This is a genomic window from Paenibacillus sp. Negev47 (assembly GCF_058313655.1).
This window is the reverse complement of the sequence record NZ_CM177754.1, coordinates 6,145,283-6,164,153: the sequence shown is the minus strand read 5'-3', so window position 1 is coordinate 6,164,153 and position 18,871 is coordinate 6,145,283. Positions and strand designations below refer to the sequence as shown.

Genomic DNA, 18,871 nt, shown 5'->3' with positions numbered 1-18,871 from the left:
TTTGTTTCCGAATGTTATACATCTGAAAATAGTTCAGAAACATTAGGAAACAACAGCGATCGAAAGAACGATCCGTAACCGCAACGGCCACCTGTGCACATGAGAACTTAATGATGAAGAATGCTCATATAAACATCCCGAGAGGAGATTACACTATGCTCGATATCAAACAGATTCAAGAGATCATCCCGCATCGCCCACCGTTTTTGTTGGTGGACAAGATTCTAGAGATTGAGGATGGCAAACGTGCCGTTGGATTGAAGAACGTAACGATCAACGAACCTTTCTTTATTGGTCATTTTCCAGAGTATCCGGTAATGCCGGGTGTACTGATTACAGAAGCGCTGGCTCAGGTTGGCGCAGTAGCCATTCTGAATATGGAAGGCAACAAAGGGAAAATCGGCTTTTTGGCGGGACTGGACAACTTCCGATTCCGTGGACAAGTTGTGCCCGGAGATACCTTGATGTTGGAAGTGGAGATTACGCGTCTGAAGGGTTCTATTGGTAAAGGTAAAGCAACAGCCCGAGTGGGCGACAAAGTGGTCGCTGAAGGCGAAATCATGTTTGCGCTGTCTGACCCAAGCTGATTACATACGTGAGCATTTACATCATGCAGGAACGTAGTCGGGCCGAATGATGCAAGATGCTGAAGTATCTCAGCACACCTGAATTTATATAGACGGAAGGGGTTTATCGGAATGGAACAGTTAAGCACAGCAGCAGCAGAGACGTTGCAGCAATGGTTGGAGGATGCTTCGATTGATGAAGCAACGAAACAGGAGCTTCGTGACTTGCAGGATCAGCCGAAAGAGCTGGAGGAACGTTTTTACAGAAACCTGGAGTTCGGTACAGGGGGATTGCGTGGAGTTATTGGTGCCGGAAGCAACCGGATGAACCGTTACACTGTGGGGCGGGCAACTCAGGGATTTGCACGTTATCTGCTTGAACAGCATGGTGACCAAGAAGGCAAGCCTTCTGTCGTTATTGCCCATGATTCCCGTCATTTCTCACCTGAATTCACACTGGATGCTGCGCTTGTATTGGCTGGAAACGGCATTGTAGCCAAGCTGTTCCCATCCCTTCGTTCGACTCCGGAATTGTCATTCGCAGTGCGTCATCAGAAGGCCACTGGCGGAATTGTTGTTACAGCGAGTCATAACCCACCGGAATATAACGGATATAAAGTGTACAATCATGAGGGCGGTCAATTGGTACCGGATGAAGCGGAAAAAGTCATTCAGTACATTCAAGAAGTACCTTCCCTTGCTGATGTGAAGAAGCTGACGCAAGAAGAAGCAGAAGCTCAAGGCCTCCTGATCTGGTTGGGTGAAGAGCAAGACCAAGCGTTCGTGGATACCGTAGCAAGCCGTAGCCTTAGTGGCGAACTGATCCAATCCGGTATAGGTAGTCAGTTCAAAATCGTCTACACACCGCTGCACGGAACAGGCAATGTCCCTGTACGTCGCGTGCTGGAGCAGATCGGATTCGAGCAAGTGCACATTGTGGCTGAACAAGAACAGCCGGATGCTGAGTTCTCTACAGTGAAATCGCCTAACCCGGAAGAACGCGAAGCTTTTACGCTCGCAATGAAGTTAGGAGAATCCGTGGGCGCTGATATTCTGATCGGAACCGATCCGGATGCAGACCGTATGGGTGCTGTCGTGAAAGACAACGATGGCAAATATTTCGTCTTGTCTGGTAACCAGTCTGGTGCCATTATGGTACATTACCTGTTGAGCCGCCTGCAAGAGACGGGTACACTGCCAAGCAACGGTGCAGTTGTCAAAACGATCGTAACAAGTGAGATGGGTGCTGTTATTGCTGAACATTACGGTGCAGAAGTGATGAACACACTGACAGGCTTCAAATATATTGGTGAAAAAATGAACCAGTTCGAAGCAACAGGCAGTCATACATTCTTATTCGGATATGAAGAGAGTTATGGCTATCTTTCAGGCAATTATGCCCGTGACAAGGATGCTGTCCTTGCCTCGATGCTGATTGCTGAAGCAGCTGCGTATTATAAGAGTCAAGGCAAGACGCTCTATGATGTCTTGCAAGAGCTGTACAACCAATTCGGATACTTCCTGGAGAAGCTGGAGTCCCGTACGCTGAAAGGCAAAGACGGCGTAGCTCAGATTCAGACGAAAATGACGGACTGGCGCTCTAATCCACCACAAGAAGTAGCGGGAATTGCTGTACAAGATGTACTGGACTACTCCCTTGGTCTAGACGGTCTTCCGAAGGAGAACGTGCTGAAGTTTATTTTGGCAGACGGTTCATGGTTCTGCTTGCGCCCTTCAGGAACAGAACCGAAGATCAAAGTATACTTCGCCGTGCGTGGAGAGAACCTGGAAGATGCGGAAAGCCGGATCGAGCGTCTGGTAACTACAGTGATGTCGCGTGTAGACGCACAATAATACGAATGCATCAACAAGCAGGGACATGAGAAGGCCTCTCCGCACCGTAAGGTTGGTTGGCGGAGGGGTTTTTCTTTGAAATAAAAGTGTAGATGGATCTGGCATATAAGAGGACTTGTTGACACAAGCTGTTTGTATCCTATTTATTGTATGAATGTTAAATGAACGAATTACTTGAGCTGAACGTGTATTTGGTTCCAACACTTGAGGAGGTACATGTAGTGCGTCAAAAATGGCTTTATTGGAATAACGCTTCTCGGAAGTGGTTGTGGCTCGTCGTTATTATCGGTCTGGTTGCGTCCATCCCTGTAATCAGTGATCGGGTGCAGACAGAATCTTCTGCCAAAAAGGTGGAGCTTGTCTTCAACTATAGAGGTCTGCTGGATATCTCCGCCTATCAGGCACATCCGCAAGATTTCATGAATGAACAATTGACTCGTCTTAAAGACGCAGGCGTAACAACGATGGCTGTGTTCGAAAGTACATTGGATGAGCTCAGAAAGACACGCCGACTAATGGTGTATAACGGCCAGGATCTCGCAAACCTGACTAAAGATGTGATTCCTTCTAATGCAAATTACACGTATGTGTTATTTACATCGGAGGAAAACGCACTGACGTATACCCCTATTATTGAACAAACGTTCGCTGATCGGCAGATCCCAGTAGTTCCATGGGAATATGAAGGTCGTAGCGGCTTAATATTGCAGACTCCTCCGGAGAATGCCAACATGCAACCATTGCAGCCTGATCCGGTAGCCGTGAAGATGCTGCGTGATAAAGGTTTCTACATTTTGCCGCGGATTTCAGACAGTGTGCCTTACAGCCAGGAATCGATGGAGCGCTTGCTTACTTTCTTCGAAGAGAATGGCGTGAATCGTATCTTGTTTGATGGTGATGCTGTGAAAGGGTACAATGATAATGAAGAGATGAAAAGTCTCGACCAGTTCGCACAGTTGCTGAACAAGCACAATATTGGTCTTGCAGCCATCGAGAATTTGAAGAAACCACAGTCTGGATTCCAGACTCTTGCGTATAAAACGGATTACAACGTTACGCGTCTGTACTCGCTTAGTGACGGTGATGCCAACTTGGACGTCGATGTCATTGCTGACCGTTTTGTTCTGGCAACCAAGGATCGTAACATTCGTATGCTCTATATGAATGCTTCCCCTAGCCGGAATACAGCCAAGGCCATGATTACAGATCCAATTGAGAATCTGATCAACAGCCTGGGTGAACCGGGGCATGCGGTAGAACGCATGGCGAAGCATGGATTTGAACTTGGACAGGCTGAAGCATTCACTGTTAAGGATTCTTCAATTCAGCGTTATGCCAAGCTGGTTGCTCTCGTTGGTGCGATTGCCATGATTGCACTTATGGTTTCTTATTTTATCCCACTACTGACATTGATCACATTTGTAGTTGCTCTGGTGGGCAGTGCGGGATTGTTCCTTTTGAAACCAACACTGCTGGAGCAAGGAATTGCCTTGCTTGTGGCCATAGCTGCGCCGACCATAGCGATGGTGCTGGCTGTTCGTACAGTGAACTATCAGCAACAGCGTCAACCAGACGCATCAGCGGGTCGTCGTTTGAAGCAGACTTTAGTTTTATATGTAAGAACGTCAATTCTGTCGTTCCTGGCGGTACCCTTTGTCATCGCGTTGCTTAACAGTATTACGTACAGTCTGGTCATTAACCAGTTCCGCGGTGTAAGTCTGTTGCACTTTGCACCTATGGCACTGGTAGCGATCTACATTGTGTTTTATCGTGGCTCGGGTTCCTTCTCTATCAAGCAAGTCAAGGATCTGCTGCGTACACCGATTAATGTATTAATGGTTGTGTTAGGTGTTTTTGCTGCCGCGGTTGGTTATTATTATTTAACCCGTACAGGTAATGCAGGATCGGTTACCCCGTTCGAGATGTTCCTGCGTACCACGCTGGAAGATACGTTCGGTGTACGGCCGAGATTCAAAGAATTTATGCTGGGACACCCGCTGTTTATCGTTGGCGTGTTCGCCGCTTTAAAATATCGTAAAGTCGTCTTTGTGCTCATTATTGCAGCGATTGGACAGTTGTCCATGGTGGATACGTTCGCGCATATTCATACGCCGGCGGTATTGTCACTCATTCGTGGAGTGATGGGGTTGGGACTTGGCTTAATCTTCGGTATCATTGCTGTGGGTGTGTGGCAAGTAGCGGAAGGATGTTGGAAAAAATGGTCACCACTTCTCAAAAGTTAGTCATCTCGGGGTATTACGGATTCCGCAACAGCGGAGACGAAGCGGTGCTAAAGTCGATTTTGACAGCGCTGGAAGAGGAAAGTCAAAGGTCGAACGTCACCATTGAACCGATTGTACTCTCGGGTGATCCCGAATGGACCACCTCCATGTACGGTGTGCGTTCCGTGCATCGGATGAAACTGAAGGAAGTCCGTCAAGCTCTCAAGGAGAGTGACGGATTAATCAGTGGTGGAGGAAGTCTACTGCAGGATGCAACTGGACTGAAATCCATTCCTTATTATCTGGGTGTAATCAAGCTTGCCCAGTGGTTGAAAAAACCAACGTTTATCTATGCACAGGGGATTGGCCCTGTGAAGCGTAACATTTTCAATCCTATGATCAAATCGGTCTTCAAGGCCTGCACCTATGTATCCGTTCGTGATGAACAGTCCGCTGATTATCTGCGTGGGCTCGGGTTACAGTGGAATCAGATCCATGTCGTACCCGACCCAGTAATGGGCTTGCCATTACCTGAAGCAAAAGTGGAGAGAGGAGCAAATGCTGTTTCTGCAAATGCTGCTACTCAAGCTAATCGGATGGAACCTTCATCTGGAGAACACACCAAGCTACCTGTGATCGGCATATCGGTACGGTTCTGGGAGTCAGACCGCAAAGAGCTTACGGCTATTGCTGCAGGATTGAAAAAGTTGTGCTCCAAAAGAGCTGTGCACTTGCGTTTTCTGCCATTTCATTTGCCGAATGATGAACAGGCATCACGATTCCTTATGGAAATGCTCGGTGATGTGACCAGCAAAGGCAGCGAGATTAGCATCACACCGGATCTGACAGACCCTCAGCTTATGCTGGAGGAAGTCAGCAAGTGTGATCTCGTCATCGGTATGCGTCTGCACAGTCTGATCTATGCGGCATCGCAGTATGTTCCGCCGGTAGGCATCTCGTATGATCCGAAGATTGATCAATTCCTGCTTCGTCTGGATAGTGAGCCAGCAGGCAGTACGGATACACTCGATGGAGACAAACTCGCCAAGACTGTCGTTGGACTGTTGGATCAACGTTCACAGTGGTTGAAGGAACATGAAGAAGGCATCACCCAACTGAAGCAGGAAGCCAGAGTGCCTGCACAGCAGATTATTAACTATTTAGGCCGCAAAGGATGAGATAAAGATGAGTCAGACCGGATCAATACCTACCGTTTCGATCTACGGCATTCCTTTTTCCAAACTGACGATGAAAGAAACGGTGAAGGTTCTCCAGGAAGCTGTGCTGTCCAAGCAGACACCACATCAGGTCATTACAGCCAACCCCATTATGGTTATGGCTGCATTGGAAAATCCCGCAATCATGAAAGTCATGCAAGCTGCGGAATTGATTGTTCCTGATGGAACAGGTGTTGTATGGGCTGCGAATTATTGTGGAGATCCTGTAGCTGAGCGAGTGCCGGGATTTGAGCTTTTACATGAATTGCTGCGTGTTGGAGAAAACTATCGATGGGGCATATATCTCCTTGGTTCCACCCCTGAGGTGATTCAAGAAACGGCAGTTCGGTTACAACAGCAATATCCGGCGATTCGAATTGTGGGTTATCGCGACGGTTATTTTGGTCCGGCTGAGGATGAACAGGTCATCGCTTCCATTCGGGAAGCGGCACCTGACCTGTTGTTTGTAGCACGTGGGGCCGACACCCAAGAACCGTGGATTCACAAGCATAAAGATGCATTGCAGGTTCCCGTAACGATGGGCGTTGGTGGCAGCTTTGATGTGATTTCGGGCAAAACCAAACGTGCGCCTGTACTGTTCCAAAAGTTAAGACTGGAGTGGTTCTATCGCTTGTTGCGTGAACCAAGCCGGGCTGGCCGAATGCTTGCGCTTCCGAAATTCGCTGTTAAGGTGATGCGGGACAAAGAAAACGTGACGAAAGTCCGTTAAAAACAGGTAATTGCGAGATAAATGCGTGTTTTTGCTAGAAATTGAGGATGGCTTTTCGGGTGTGATGAGCGTATAATTCATTCCGGATTACATGTGTGCCACTCCATGAAAACAGAAGCGTTACACTTCTCTAGGTTTTCCTTGCACTCTCCGTTATCGTGTAACGGAATTTTTCATCAAAAGTGACTAACAATAATTTTTATATATAAAAAGAGATCAGGGGATTTATAATTTCGTACAGGTATTATAATTGGGGGTCGAATGTTCAAATGGTAGCGATCTTTATCATTGGATTTATCGTGTCAATGGGACTGGCTCTTGCCCTGACACCACTTGTCAAAAAGTTCGCAGTCCGCATTGGCGCGATGGATACGCCGAATGCACGTAAAGTACACACACGGATCATGCCACGTCTTGGTGGTCTGGGGATATTCCTGGCCTTTATTATTACAGTTGCTGCATTGCTTCCGTTTGTATCGGCATGGTTCACGACTCGGGATATGAGTTTTGTCAGCGCGTTTCTGATTGGTGGAACAATTATCGTGCTGATCGGAGCACTTGATGATCGGTTTGAACTGTCAGCCAAAGTGAAGTTGCTTGGTCAGATCGTTGCCGCTTCTGTCGTTGTATTCGGATTTAATATCCGGGTAGATTTCGTCAACATTCCTTTTCAGGATTCCTATTCTTCACTCGAAGCTTGGGTATCCATTCCGCTGACGATCTTATGGATCGTTGGTGTAACGAATGCGATTAACCTGATTGACGGTCTGGATGGTCTGGCTGCCGGTGTATCTGGTATTGCAATTGGTACCATTGCCGTGATGTCGTTCCTGATGGGTAACATGATGATTGCGTTGATGTGCCTTGTATTGCTGGGTAGCATCATTGGATTCCTGTTCTTCAACTTCCACCCGGCCAAGATCTTCATGGGGGATACCGGATCGCTATTCCTTGGTTTCTCTCTGGCGATGCTGTCCATGCTGGGATTCAAACAAATTGCTATCGTGTCCTTTATTACACCGCTGATCATTATCGGTGTGCCGCTCTCGGATACCTTCTTCGCGATTATCCGTCGTGCGGTACAGCGGAAACCGATTTTCGCACCGGATAAAGGTCACCTGCATCACTGCTTGCGTGAACTTGGATTCAGTCACCGTCAGACGGTCCTGATCATTTATGGAATTGCCGCTTTCTTCGGAGTTCTGGCGATTATTCAATCTTCCGCTGCGATGTTCGAAGCGAACTGGGTAACGTTCGTGGTCATCTGTATCATGATGTTCTTCCTCCAAGTGGGAGCAGAAGTCATCGGGCTTGTCAGCAAAACGAGAAGACCGGTCATTAACTTCCTGATGCGCATGCGCGTCAAGTTGAATCCGGAGACTCGTTCGAAATCATAAATAGATAAATGTAATGGTTACAGCTATTCTTGAATATTATTCCAGACCCAACCTTATCCCTAGTGGATAAGGTTTTTTGTTTATTTTGAGATTTTTACTAAATAATTGGAACCTTTTGCCGATATATAAAGGTAACTGACTTAAAAAGAGGAGAGATGATTGAATGCAGCGTACGAAGAAGCCGTTAATCTGGCTGATGATGGTGGCACTGGTTGTATCTCTAATACCAGCTGGCCTTGCACCAGTCGCATCGGCGGCGGACAAATTGACAAGCTATTTTACCCCCGATGTATCTGACTTGAGAAATACGGTTGACTTAACATTGACGGCAGGGGCTAATCAGATAACGAGAGAAAAAGTATATAAAGTGACGGATGCGCAACAAGTGATTACTGGTACGTATACCAAAGTAACGGGGTCTACATTGGGTGCTAACATCCAACTCCTGAACTGGGATCAAAGTAAAAATAGTTGGGTAGAGGACCCCACACGTGTTGCTCCAGCGGTAGTTACCCTTGATGTAGATAGACCGGATAACCGCTTCAGAGCAAACGTAACCTTATATCCGGGTATGAATCGGATTACTTTTACAGGTGCACAAGGACAGAATGAACGTTCAGAGACGTTTTACATTTTGTTTGACCAAGTGCCTTATGTAGAGAAACTGCAGGTACTTGGCGGTTCAGACAATCTCGATCTCAATGAAGGTACACAAATTGTAGTTAATAAAGATGAAGTTACCCTTCAAGGTAAAGCGATGAATGCAATCAAGATAACTGTATCAGTCAATAATGGTCAGGCTTTGGCGACACAGCTTTTACAAGATGGCACGTTCTTCTCGCCGCAGCTTAAGCTGAAACCAGGTGTGAATGACTTGAAGTTGGTGATACAAAATGGCTCGGATACACTCACATTTAACTATTCCTTATTCTATTATGATGAAAAAAACCCGGTAGTTAAACTTGATTTGCTGGATTCAAATGGTAATGAACAGAGTTTGCTCGGTGTTGAGCCAGTCTTCACAGAAGATACAGACAAGGCCAAAGTACATGTGCAAATGCTGATACCTTATGATGAAGTGAACAAAAATAAATTCAGTGAGGGTGCCGAGATCTTTGTGGATAACAACACAACCAAAGAGACGCCTACTTTTACCGAAGAACTGTTTATTCCAAGTTTGAAGGACAACACGCCATCGTACTGGTTAGTATCCTTTGATATTAATGCCGTGAATTTTAACAAAGATACAGATGGTGAAGTTTTGGTAGATCAAAATCATACTTTATCCGTAACCTATGGAACGAAGACTGTAAGCAAAAAGATGGACTTCCAGTACATGAAAGGCCAAACGGTCATTACTGACCTGAAGTACCTTAAAGGGTATAGCGGAACTGGTATAACGAATCTGCCAACAGGAGAACCCCTGAACGGAGCTAAAGTAGATTCAGGAGACTTCTATATTATGGTAAACACGAATGGTAAGCCTGCTGATCCAGAAACGGGGTTGAAAGCAAACTATCTTCCACTGGGAACAAGCTCTATTCCTTTGCAATATGTGGCGACTGTGTCAGATACCAGTTATATTTTAAAAGTGGCCGGTTTGAAGAACGGTAACCAGACAGTTCGTTTTAATTACGAGGGATCCACAGCATATAGAGATGTGACGATTTCCTATGCCTCCAAGAACTTTATTTATGTAGAAAACCTTACTGATGGGCAGACTTACAATATAAGTTCTGGAAATACCCTTACGGTTAAAGGACAATACATTGATTTTGAAGATACAATTAATAGTGATTTTTTCGTTGCAGAAGTATTTGCTAATGGTGAGAAAGTAAGATCAACTAATACTTCAGAAGCCTTGCAACCAAATTGGTTGAATAAAACGACCGGAGTATTTAACATTAATCTCGATATTTCTTTGGAGAACGGACCTTTGGTCTTCGGAGAAAATCGTATTATTCTGACAGGAATAGGTAAGGACGACAAGGGACAGGCTCGGGAAATCAGAAAAGAATTGCGTATTTATGTTGTGGATAACAATGTATCTACCATTTTGAACTTCCAGCCAGCTGTGGGTAAAGATCGCCCAAGCTTCCCGCCGAAGGAATTCAGCGCGGATAACCCGCAGCTTCCTCAGATTTTCAATCTGACACCTGAATTTATCTATAACGATAATAAATACACAACCAGTTTGAAGAATTACGATGTAGTCCTGCGTGGTAGCGGGGCAATTAAAATGAACCTGAACATGGGAACGAAAAATATTCTATCTGTTGATCTTCCGGTTAACTCGGTAGATAATGCTATTGTTACATTTGCGGGTGAACGTTACACGTATGATCTTGCTGGTAACCAAAAAGACTTTATCATGCGAGTTCAGGATCTGGTTGCTGATGCACCAGGAACTTATGTGTACACATTGGAATTAATCAATGAGACCGGAGCTAAGACAACACAAAGATTAGAAATTGTTAGAGAAGTAAGTGCGTATCGCATTCTTTCTCCTCAACCTACGGTTGGTAATCAAATTGTGGTGAACAAAAACTTTGTTCATTTTGATATCGAAGCCGAGGGAGCAACGCAAGTATTAATCGGCAAAGATCCTGCTGTGAAACGTACAGATTTAGGGGACAACCGTTTCGTGTATGATTATGTAGGATTAAAGCAGGATAAGGAAAACAAAATCAAAATTACGATCACCCGTGCGGGTGCAAGCATCAATGATACGATTGAAGTGTTCTACACGGGAACAGTGGGTGTGGACGCACAGTATATGGCTCCAAAGGTAGCAACCAAGTATACCGTCTTTAATAAAGGTTTACAGTTGAGTTTCCCGAAAGGGACTGTTATGCAAAGTACGAATACAAGAGGAATTACGAAGTACTATCCAGATACGAAACTGCTGTTTGGTATTGCAGATCCGACTACAGGTATCGTAGAACGTCGTAATGACTACGGTAATGTAATTGGTTTCCCTGGAACGGGTGAAAGCAGTGGTGCACCTGCATGGAGCATTCCGGATGAATATCTGCTTAACTTTGGATCCACGAGTGCGTCGAGCAACTTCGGTCGCATATCTCAGATTTTCTGGGTAAATGGTGGTATGGGTGAATCTGGGGATCTTGGTTCGGCGACATATGCTGCCCCAACTGACGGACTTGCTCCATACTCTGTAGAAGGATTGTTCGGTAATCCACAGACTCCTGCAGAACGTAAAATTACGCCATCACAGCGGGGAACAATTACGTTGTCATTTGACCCTAATGTGGTAGACGAAGCAGGTTCGACGATTACAGTATATCGCTACACAGCTAATCGTCAGTGGGAAAATATTGGTGGTGAGGTAGATACAAAAGCACATACAGTTACTGTACCGTTTGACGAGTTTGGGTATTATAAAGTTATGAAATTAAGCCGCAGCTATAATGATGTAACGAATCATAACTGGGCTCGAAATATCTTGAATGGACTTTATTCCAAAGGGTTCATGAATAACTTGCGTTTTGAGCAATTTGGTACAGATGATCAGACGACCCGAGGTGAGTTTGCTACCTTGTTGGTCAAAGGACTTAATTTACCAATTAACTCCGACAATAACCGTACTTTTGTGGATCTTGTACCAGGTGCACGCTCTGCAACGTGGGATTATGACCGAATTGAAACTGCAGCAAGAGCGGGGATCGTAACAGGACTGACTGACGGAGTATTTGGGCCTGATCAACCGCTGACACGTGAACAAGCTGCTGTTATGATTGCACGTGCCCTGAAATTGAAGCTGGCGAACAATGATAGCAAACTTGAAGCCCAACTTGCCAAGTCTTTTGTTGATTCAGGCAAAATGGAGAAATATGCAGGTCCATCCATTATGGCAGTGTCCAAAGCGAAAATTATGGAAGGCTCCTCTTCCACGATAGCTGGACAGAAAAAGGCACAAATCAGCTTCAACCCGAAAGGCAATCTCACTCGTGCAGAAGCTGGGAAGATTGCAGTAGAGTTGCTTAAGAAAAGTACAAAGGTATTCCCTAAAAACCTGAGCTAATTACGTAAAAATATTAACGCAGTATAGGAAGGATCTGTCCCTTATATTAAAGGGTCAGATCCTTTTTATGACTAAAACAACTCGGTAAAGAAAACTTTTATAATAGAAGATATCTGTTTTTTACCAATAACTATTTTTGTAATTTGTTAGAGATTAAGATACAATAACGGTAAATACACAATGATCTAGAGGGTGAAGTTAGCTAATGAAACCGATTTATTCGAGAGCTCAATTGGGTTACATGAAGGCAAAGACACAGTTCGAGAAGCAGGCAGTCATTCTGGAAAAAAAGTTGGAAGATACACGTAAGACTGAGGAGATCTCTCAGGAAGTGATGGAAGGACTTGTACAGTCCACTGGATTCCATGATGCGTATAACAATCTGGTTCTGGCTGAGAATGAATTGATTGAATGGTCTCATACTACGATGAAGCACGAGAAAACATACCGTGAGAACAGACAACCAATTGACGATATGTATCTGAGATTGAATAGCGACCCGAATATGCGTGCTCAGATTATTGAACTGGCAATGAAAATTCGCTAATTTAATTCAATAAGTTTCAATAAAAAGGGGCCTGAAAGGGCTCCTTTTTATTATTGTGAAATTTGTCGCTTCATCGTGGAGAATAATGGGTATAAATAAACGTCCACATCATTTTGGACACATGAAAATTTTAGAGGAATCGTAATTAATACAGCTAATTACAAGGTTTTGAACGTGCGCAATACCCGCAATGCATCAATACATAAATAAGTTCAAAACTTTTTTTGAGGAATCCGCAACTTTTTGAAATCTACTGCGTTTAAGATGTAGAGTCAAAAACATTGGGGAACTTACCAAGATTGACCTCGTGAAGAATCTTGTCTATTTATTAGAAAAAATTGCTTTACGACACGAGAGACCCATTGTATAATACGTAGGTAGGATTAGGAAACTACTCTATTTACGTGTGATTCTATTATCTTGTTTACAAGTTTCTGTGATATGCTCACAGACATCATTTATATTAACTTGCTCAAAACTCTGGAAAGGGGGTGCAACAATATATGAGGAATACGAGCGACCCTATTAAAGAAAATTCAAATGTTATGAACGCCCAAGGAGGAGAAAAAAAGGTTATGAAGAAAATTTTATCCGTAGCATTGTCTACAGCAATGGCATTCTCAATGTTTGCATCTGTAGCATTCGGTGACACAGCAGTTTCACCACAACAACAGTTTGATGCATTGAAAGCAAAAGGTATCTTCTCTGGTTATCCAGATGGCACAGCAGGTCTTGATAAAGACATGACTCGTGCTGAGTTCGCAAAAGTTATCACTAAATTGCTCGGTCTGAAAGAGATCACTGGAACTCTTTCTTACACTGACAAAAACTACACAGCTAAAAACTGGGCTGTACCTTACATCGAAGCTGTAACAGCTGCGGGTATCATGGAAGGTAAAAACGTAGAGAAAAAAATCTTTGACTTCAACGGTAAAGTGACAGTAGCTGAAATGGCTACAATCTTGACTCGTGCACTTGATCTTGAAATCCCAACTGAAACTAACAACAGTGCAGCAGCATGGGCTAAAGGTTATGCTCAAGCAGCGATCAATGCAGGTCTGATCGACGCTAACGCTAACTTCGCTGGTAATGCTTCCCGCGAGTTGTTGGTAGGTGCAGCATTCGCAATCGATCAAGCTCAAAGCTTGAAAGTATCTTCTTACACAGTAACTGAAGCTGGTAAAGTAGTAGAATTTAAAATCAGCGACGGCGAAACAGTAAAAGTAACTTTGGACAAAGCTCTCGAAGCTAACAAAGAGACTGAAGTGAAATTTACTTACAAAGATAAAGAGTTCACTGAGAAAGTTACTTATGTAACTACAGTAGCTCAAGCAGTATCTTCTGTTACTGCAACTAACCTGAAAGAAATCACAGTTAAATTCGACGGTACTGTAGATCCAGCTACTGCTGAAAGCACTAATAACTATGTTGTTAGCGGTATTACTTTCAAAAGTGCTACACTGTCTGATGACAAAACAACTGTAACTTTGTTGGTTGATGCAAACTCTTCAGCTCTGACTAACCAAAGAGCAACTAGCCTGCAAATCAACAATGTTAAAAATGCTGATGCAACTAAAACCTTTACACAAAAAGTAGAGTTCACTCCACTTGATGTGGCAGTTCCAGAAGTTAAAGAAGTTAAAGCTCTGGGAACAAAAGCGTTCAAAGTAGTATTCAGTGAGCCAGTTCAACAATCTACAGTTAACGCTACTTCTTTCCGCGTTGACAACAATGTAATTGCTGCTTCTGTTAAATATGTATATCCTAACACAGCTATCGTAACTACAGATCTTACAGCTGGCGAACACACTCTGCGTGTTAGCGACGTGAAAGATTTCTCTGGTCTGACTATCGTTCCAGTTGAAACTAAATTCACCGCTGCTGAAGACACAGCTGCTCCACAAGTTGTTTCTGTTAAGTCTAACGACTTGAAAGAAGTAACTGTTGAATTCGATGAGACTGTGAAAAGTGTTGCAAGTGCTTATGCAAATGTAACTGGTAACAGTGCACAAACTATCGAAATCAACGATAACAAAGTAACTTTGAAGTTCAATAGCCCGTTGAACTACACTGAGAACACAATCCACTTGGCTACTGTAAGTGACTACAGCAACAATACTGCTTCTGTAGATGCTAAAGTAACGCCAACATTGGATACAGTTCGCCCAACTGTAGTAAGCACAGACTTCTACGTTGAAAACGGAAACTACTATGCTAAATTCCAATTCAGCAAATCGCTGAAAGTTGATTCTGCAACAGATGCTTCTAACTATGTTTTGAAAAATTCTGCAGGTAACGTACCATCTATTGCTGGTATCGATGCAGACGGAAATCCGGTAATCAAACCTGTTTACACAGATAACAACAAAACAGTTGTTGTTAACCTGGGAAGTAGCTTGAACTCTGAGTCTACTTACACTCTGACTGTTGCTGGTGTTGTAGATACAGCGTATGTAGGTAACGTATTGTTGCCATACACTGCTACTTTGAATGCTAACACTGCTCAAAACGGTAAAATCTCCCGTGTATGGGCTGATGTAACTGGTCAAAAACCAGGTTATATCTACATTCAGTTCAACAAAACACTTGCAACTTCTGGCGAAGGTAACGCATTAGAAGCAGCTAAGTACACAGTGACAGTTGGTGGAAATACTTACCAAATCGCTAAAGAGAACAATGATATTAACTTGATCTCTACTAACACTGTTCGTATTGCTGTAACTAACACTACATTCCCAACTACTTTGACAGCTACGCAATGGAACAGTGCTTCTGTTACAGCTAGCTACATCAAAGATTCCGAAGGTAACTACTTCAACAACGGAACTTACAACCTGGGTGGAGATCTGACTGGTTCAGAGATCACTGTTACTGGTGATGTCTATGCAACAAGCCGTAAAGAAATCAAAATCAAGTTTAACGCTGCTTTGTCTAATGTAAACTTGAGTGACTTCTCGGTTGCTGGTGTTGCATCTCAGCCTACTTCTTACACACTGGCTGATAACAACAAAACATTGTTGTTGAAATTTGCTGACAACGCAATTCCTGTAAACCTTACTGGTGTAACAGTGAGAACTGTAACTAACTACACGCAAGATGCTTACGGAAATAAAATTCAACCAATTGCAGCAACAAATGTTAAAGATGGCGTTGCTCCAACATTTGAAAATGGTGCATTCACTAAAGTAGGAAACACGTACACTGCTACTATTAACCTCTCTGAGAGTGTTGTTAAGAGTGATGATGTAACTCCCGACTTTATCAAAGGATTGTTCACTTTGAACATTGGTTCTGATGAGGTTGCTATCAGCAGCGTAACTGTTGATGGTACTAATCAAATCAAAGTAACTGCTATTGCTACTGCAGCTCAAGCTGACAATGGTAATGCAATTGTATCGTTGAAATTCAACGGAACTAAGAACGATGCTGCTAGTGCAGTAACTGATACTAATGCTAATGCATTGGGTGCATTCACAGTTGCCGCTCAAAACAGCGCAATCTTGGCTCCATAATTAATGAATCTTTAAGAAAACTCCTTGCATCTTTGATGCAAGGAGTTTTTGATTTTTAAGGAAATAAATTTAATACTATCATTAGACAACAACATCGTAACTTTCTTCCCTTCTCATACGTTTATACTATAAAGCAACAAGCAACATATGGGAGGTTTGGAAGTGGATCAAAAGAAAATGTTTGTGAGCTTGCTCGCGAGTGTGATGTTGATCAGTTCAACGGCTGGTATCGCGATGGCAGCGAGCACAACCAATAAAACGTCTGCCACCAGTTCAAATAGCACATCGAAGAAAACAACAACATCAACGAAGAAGGTTGTACATACTCTGAACAACTTGTCCCCTGTCAAAGTAACAGCGCGTAGTTCTGTGAGATTAACGGACGTTAACATCCTAGCGCAAGATGACGGCAATGTAGTTACGTATACTTTGTCTTACAATAACAATGACAGCACCCCAATGATGATGCTCGATTACTGGAGCAAAGTGAAAACAAAGGGTGGAACATCGTTCTCACCTAAACTGATCGCAAAAGATCAGGAAAAGAAAACGGTTGCGCCGGGATCAACGGTGGAGTTGACCTATGTCATGAAGGTCGGTCGGGAGGTGAAACTGAGTGATCTGAACTTCCTCATCGTTAAATGGGATTTCAGTCAAGCTAACTATGAACGTACGCTGGGTAAGTTTAACGTGCCCGCATCTTATAGCATTACCACACCTGTAGGCAAACCGAAGACGGTTCGTCTAAGCGATTCTGCTGTGAAGGTCAAAGTATCTGGCATTAAAGTGTATCCAGGTGAAGATAAGAATCAGTATGTGAAAATTGGCGTGAATTTAAACAATATCAGTTATAAATTACTTGAAAATCCGAATACCAAATGGATTTTGCGTACGCCAAGTGGTACGAACTATCCGTTAACTCCGGATAAAGACAGCACAAATGTCAGCATCCAGGCACAGGCCAATAAAGCGCTTAGCCTGATGGCCTCTCTCCCTACATCAGTGAAGCTGCAAAAGTCCGAGCTGTTGCTGGTAGAAGAACAGGGTGAAGAGAAGAGTGTTCTTCCTGTTGCTGCGTTACAACTGCCTGAAGCGAGCAAAACGAATGTAGAGGTATCTGCCAATCAATCGAATATCATTTCTGTTGAAGGACAACGTTTGTCCACGTTGCTTGAATCCGCCAAAGTCCGAATCGATGATGGTGAGTATAGTCTTAACCTTCAATGGAAGCTTAAGAATGAAGGCAAGAAAGCGATTAAGGTACCGACGTATACCTTCGAGGTACGGAATACAGACGGAACAGTCTATCCGATCGAAACCAAAGCACTGGATACATTAAAGTTGAACCCAGGCGATATCAAGACAATTAAGCTCAGTGCAACCCTTCAGGGTGATGGTGATACGAGCAAAATCAAGTTGTATGTAATGAGTCCGGTAGACAAAAATGAAAGCACGGAATCCACAACGTCTTCTCCAACGAATGGCTTTGTCTTCTCCTATCCTGTAGGTGTTTATGCGATTCCTGAATCGGTATCCAGCGGAGATGGATTGACGACCGAAACGGTCATTAAGAATAACAAAGGTACATTTGGTGTGTCTTTTGGATCGTTACAGCGGTTGCCGTGGCTCGATAGTGACATTATTGCCGCAAAAGTGACCATTCGTAATGCAGGTAACAAAACGGTACAACTTCCAGAACTTGAAGCGATGTTTATGATTGATTCTGCTGAGATTGAAGGAGACAAGAAGTTAATTTACACACAAAGTGGCAAGCTACTTGGAGCGGGCATGACAACCGAGGCTTATCTGTTGACCAAGATTCCTTCTGAATTACGTATATCTCGTCTGGAACTTAGTCTGAACGAAAAAGTTAGTGAAGAAGAGACGAATGAGTGGATTACGTTAAATACGTCTGGATTAATTCCACCGGTATCTTATGTTGGAAGCGGCAAGACATACACTTTGGGCACGGCGGATAAAGAGACCGAAATGGGTGTGCGGAGAACGATCCGTTATCCGGGAACGTCATCGGATATTGTATATACCGAATTCGAAATGACCAATAAATCATTGCGTCAAAGTGGACTTGGAAAACTGGTAGGTTACTTCAAAACATCGGATGGCCAGTATTACAGAGCCACTGCGAAACAAGCAGAGCGTCTGCCTGGGCCGGGTCAGAAGTCGATTGTTACGTTCTGGGCTAAGATTCCGAAATCCGTTACCTTCTCAGACCTGCGCTTGATTGTGGGTGAAGGTATTGCAGACAGCAAATTTGTAACCGGTGAAGGGGAAGCGACTGCTTATGTGAATGCTCTTGCATTCGAAGTGCCGCCAACTTCCATTAGTGTTCAAGGTTCGCTAACCAATATTGATCTCTATCCATACTCTTGGACAGCTAATAGTGTACGTGCTTATCTGGCAGGCAGCTCATCTGTACAGATCGAGATGAATTACAGTTTATCACGCAATGAAGAGATTGAGATGGGTGAGAACGAGCACAAGTTAATTCTCACACTGACGGATCAAGCCGGTAAATCATATGAGAAAGAACTGACTTTGGGCACAGATCTGAAAGTGGGAACCAACCAGACGCTGAGCTGGAGTGTAGAAGACAGCTTCTTCGAAAAATTGCGTGGTGGTTCGTATCGTTTGACAGTATATGATCAATTTCAAGGACAACGTATCCGTCTTGCAGAGCAAAGTTATGGATACGACATTTCTAAGCTTCCAAAAGAAGAACCGGAGTTCCCTACGTTCCCAACGGATGGGTTTTGATAAAGAACA

The 18,871-nt window shown here is 43.8% G+C and carries 10 protein-coding genes; all 10 read left to right on the top strand.

Annotated elements, in window-relative coordinates; translation table 11 throughout:
* The first annotated feature begins 155 nt into the window (after positions 1 to 155).
* The 10 genes from fabZ (at position 156) to AC4G47_RS27660 (ending at position 18,862) form a co-directional block, all read left to right on the top strand.
* Positions 156 to 587: a 3-hydroxyacyl-ACP dehydratase FabZ gene (gene fabZ / locus AC4G47_RS27705; protein WP_491103737.1), complete on the top strand. Its 432-nt coding sequence runs from the start codon at positions 156 to 158 to the stop codon at positions 585 to 587.
* Between the two features lie 111 nt (positions 588 to 698).
* Positions 699 to 2,420, top strand: coding sequence for a phospho-sugar mutase (locus AC4G47_RS27700; RefSeq protein WP_491103735.1), 1,722 nt, complete (start codon positions 699 to 701; stop codon positions 2,418 to 2,420).
* A gap of 221 nt (positions 2,421 to 2,641) precedes the next feature.
* Positions 2,642 to 4,663 carry a DUF5693 family protein gene (locus AC4G47_RS27695; protein ID WP_491103734.1) on the top strand — a complete coding sequence of 674 codons (2,022 nt, stop codon included), beginning with the start codon at positions 2,642 to 2,644 and terminating at the stop codon, positions 4,661 to 4,663.
* On the top strand, positions 4,639 to 5,820 hold the full coding sequence (gene csaB / locus AC4G47_RS27690; RefSeq protein WP_491103732.1) for a polysaccharide pyruvyl transferase CsaB: 1,182 nt from the start codon (positions 4,639 to 4,641) through the stop codon (positions 5,818 to 5,820). The genes AC4G47_RS27695 and csaB overlap by 25 nt, the downstream gene beginning before the upstream one ends.
* A 7-nt stretch (positions 5,821 to 5,827) precedes the next feature.
* A complete protein-coding gene (locus AC4G47_RS27685) occupies positions 5,828 to 6,589 on the top strand; it encodes a WecB/TagA/CpsF family glycosyltransferase (RefSeq protein WP_491103731.1) in 762 nt (253 codons plus the stop codon).
* 269 nt (positions 6,590 to 6,858) lie between these two features.
* Positions 6,859 to 7,986 carry a glycosyltransferase family 4 protein gene (locus AC4G47_RS27680; protein WP_036612523.1) on the top strand — a complete coding sequence of 376 codons (1,128 nt, stop codon included), beginning with the start codon at positions 6,859 to 6,861 and terminating at the stop codon, positions 7,984 to 7,986.
* Positions 7,987 to 8,149: 163 nt separating this feature from the next.
* On the top strand, positions 8,150 to 12,028 hold the full coding sequence (locus AC4G47_RS27675) for an S-layer homology domain-containing protein (RefSeq protein WP_491103730.1): 3,879 nt from the start codon (positions 8,150 to 8,152) through the stop codon (positions 12,026 to 12,028).
* Positions 12,029 to 12,233: 205 nt separating this feature from the next.
* Positions 12,234 to 12,575 (top strand): hypothetical protein, encoded by a 342-nt coding sequence (locus AC4G47_RS27670; RefSeq protein WP_017691958.1) that lies wholly within the window; start codon positions 12,234 to 12,236, stop codon positions 12,573 to 12,575.
* 503 nt (positions 12,576 to 13,078) lie between these two features.
* The gene (locus tag AC4G47_RS27665; protein WP_491103729.1) at positions 13,079 to 16,087 is read left to right on the top strand and encodes an S-layer homology domain-containing protein; all 3,009 of its coding nucleotides are present in this window, start codon (positions 13,079 to 13,081) and stop codon (positions 16,085 to 16,087) included.
* A 162-nt stretch (positions 16,088 to 16,249) separates the two neighbouring features.
* Positions 16,250 to 18,862 carry a hypothetical protein gene (locus AC4G47_RS27660; RefSeq protein WP_491103727.1) on the top strand — a complete coding sequence of 871 codons (2,613 nt, stop codon included), beginning with the start codon at positions 16,250 to 16,252 and terminating at the stop codon, positions 18,860 to 18,862.
* Positions 18,863 to 18,871: the final 9 nt, after the last annotated feature.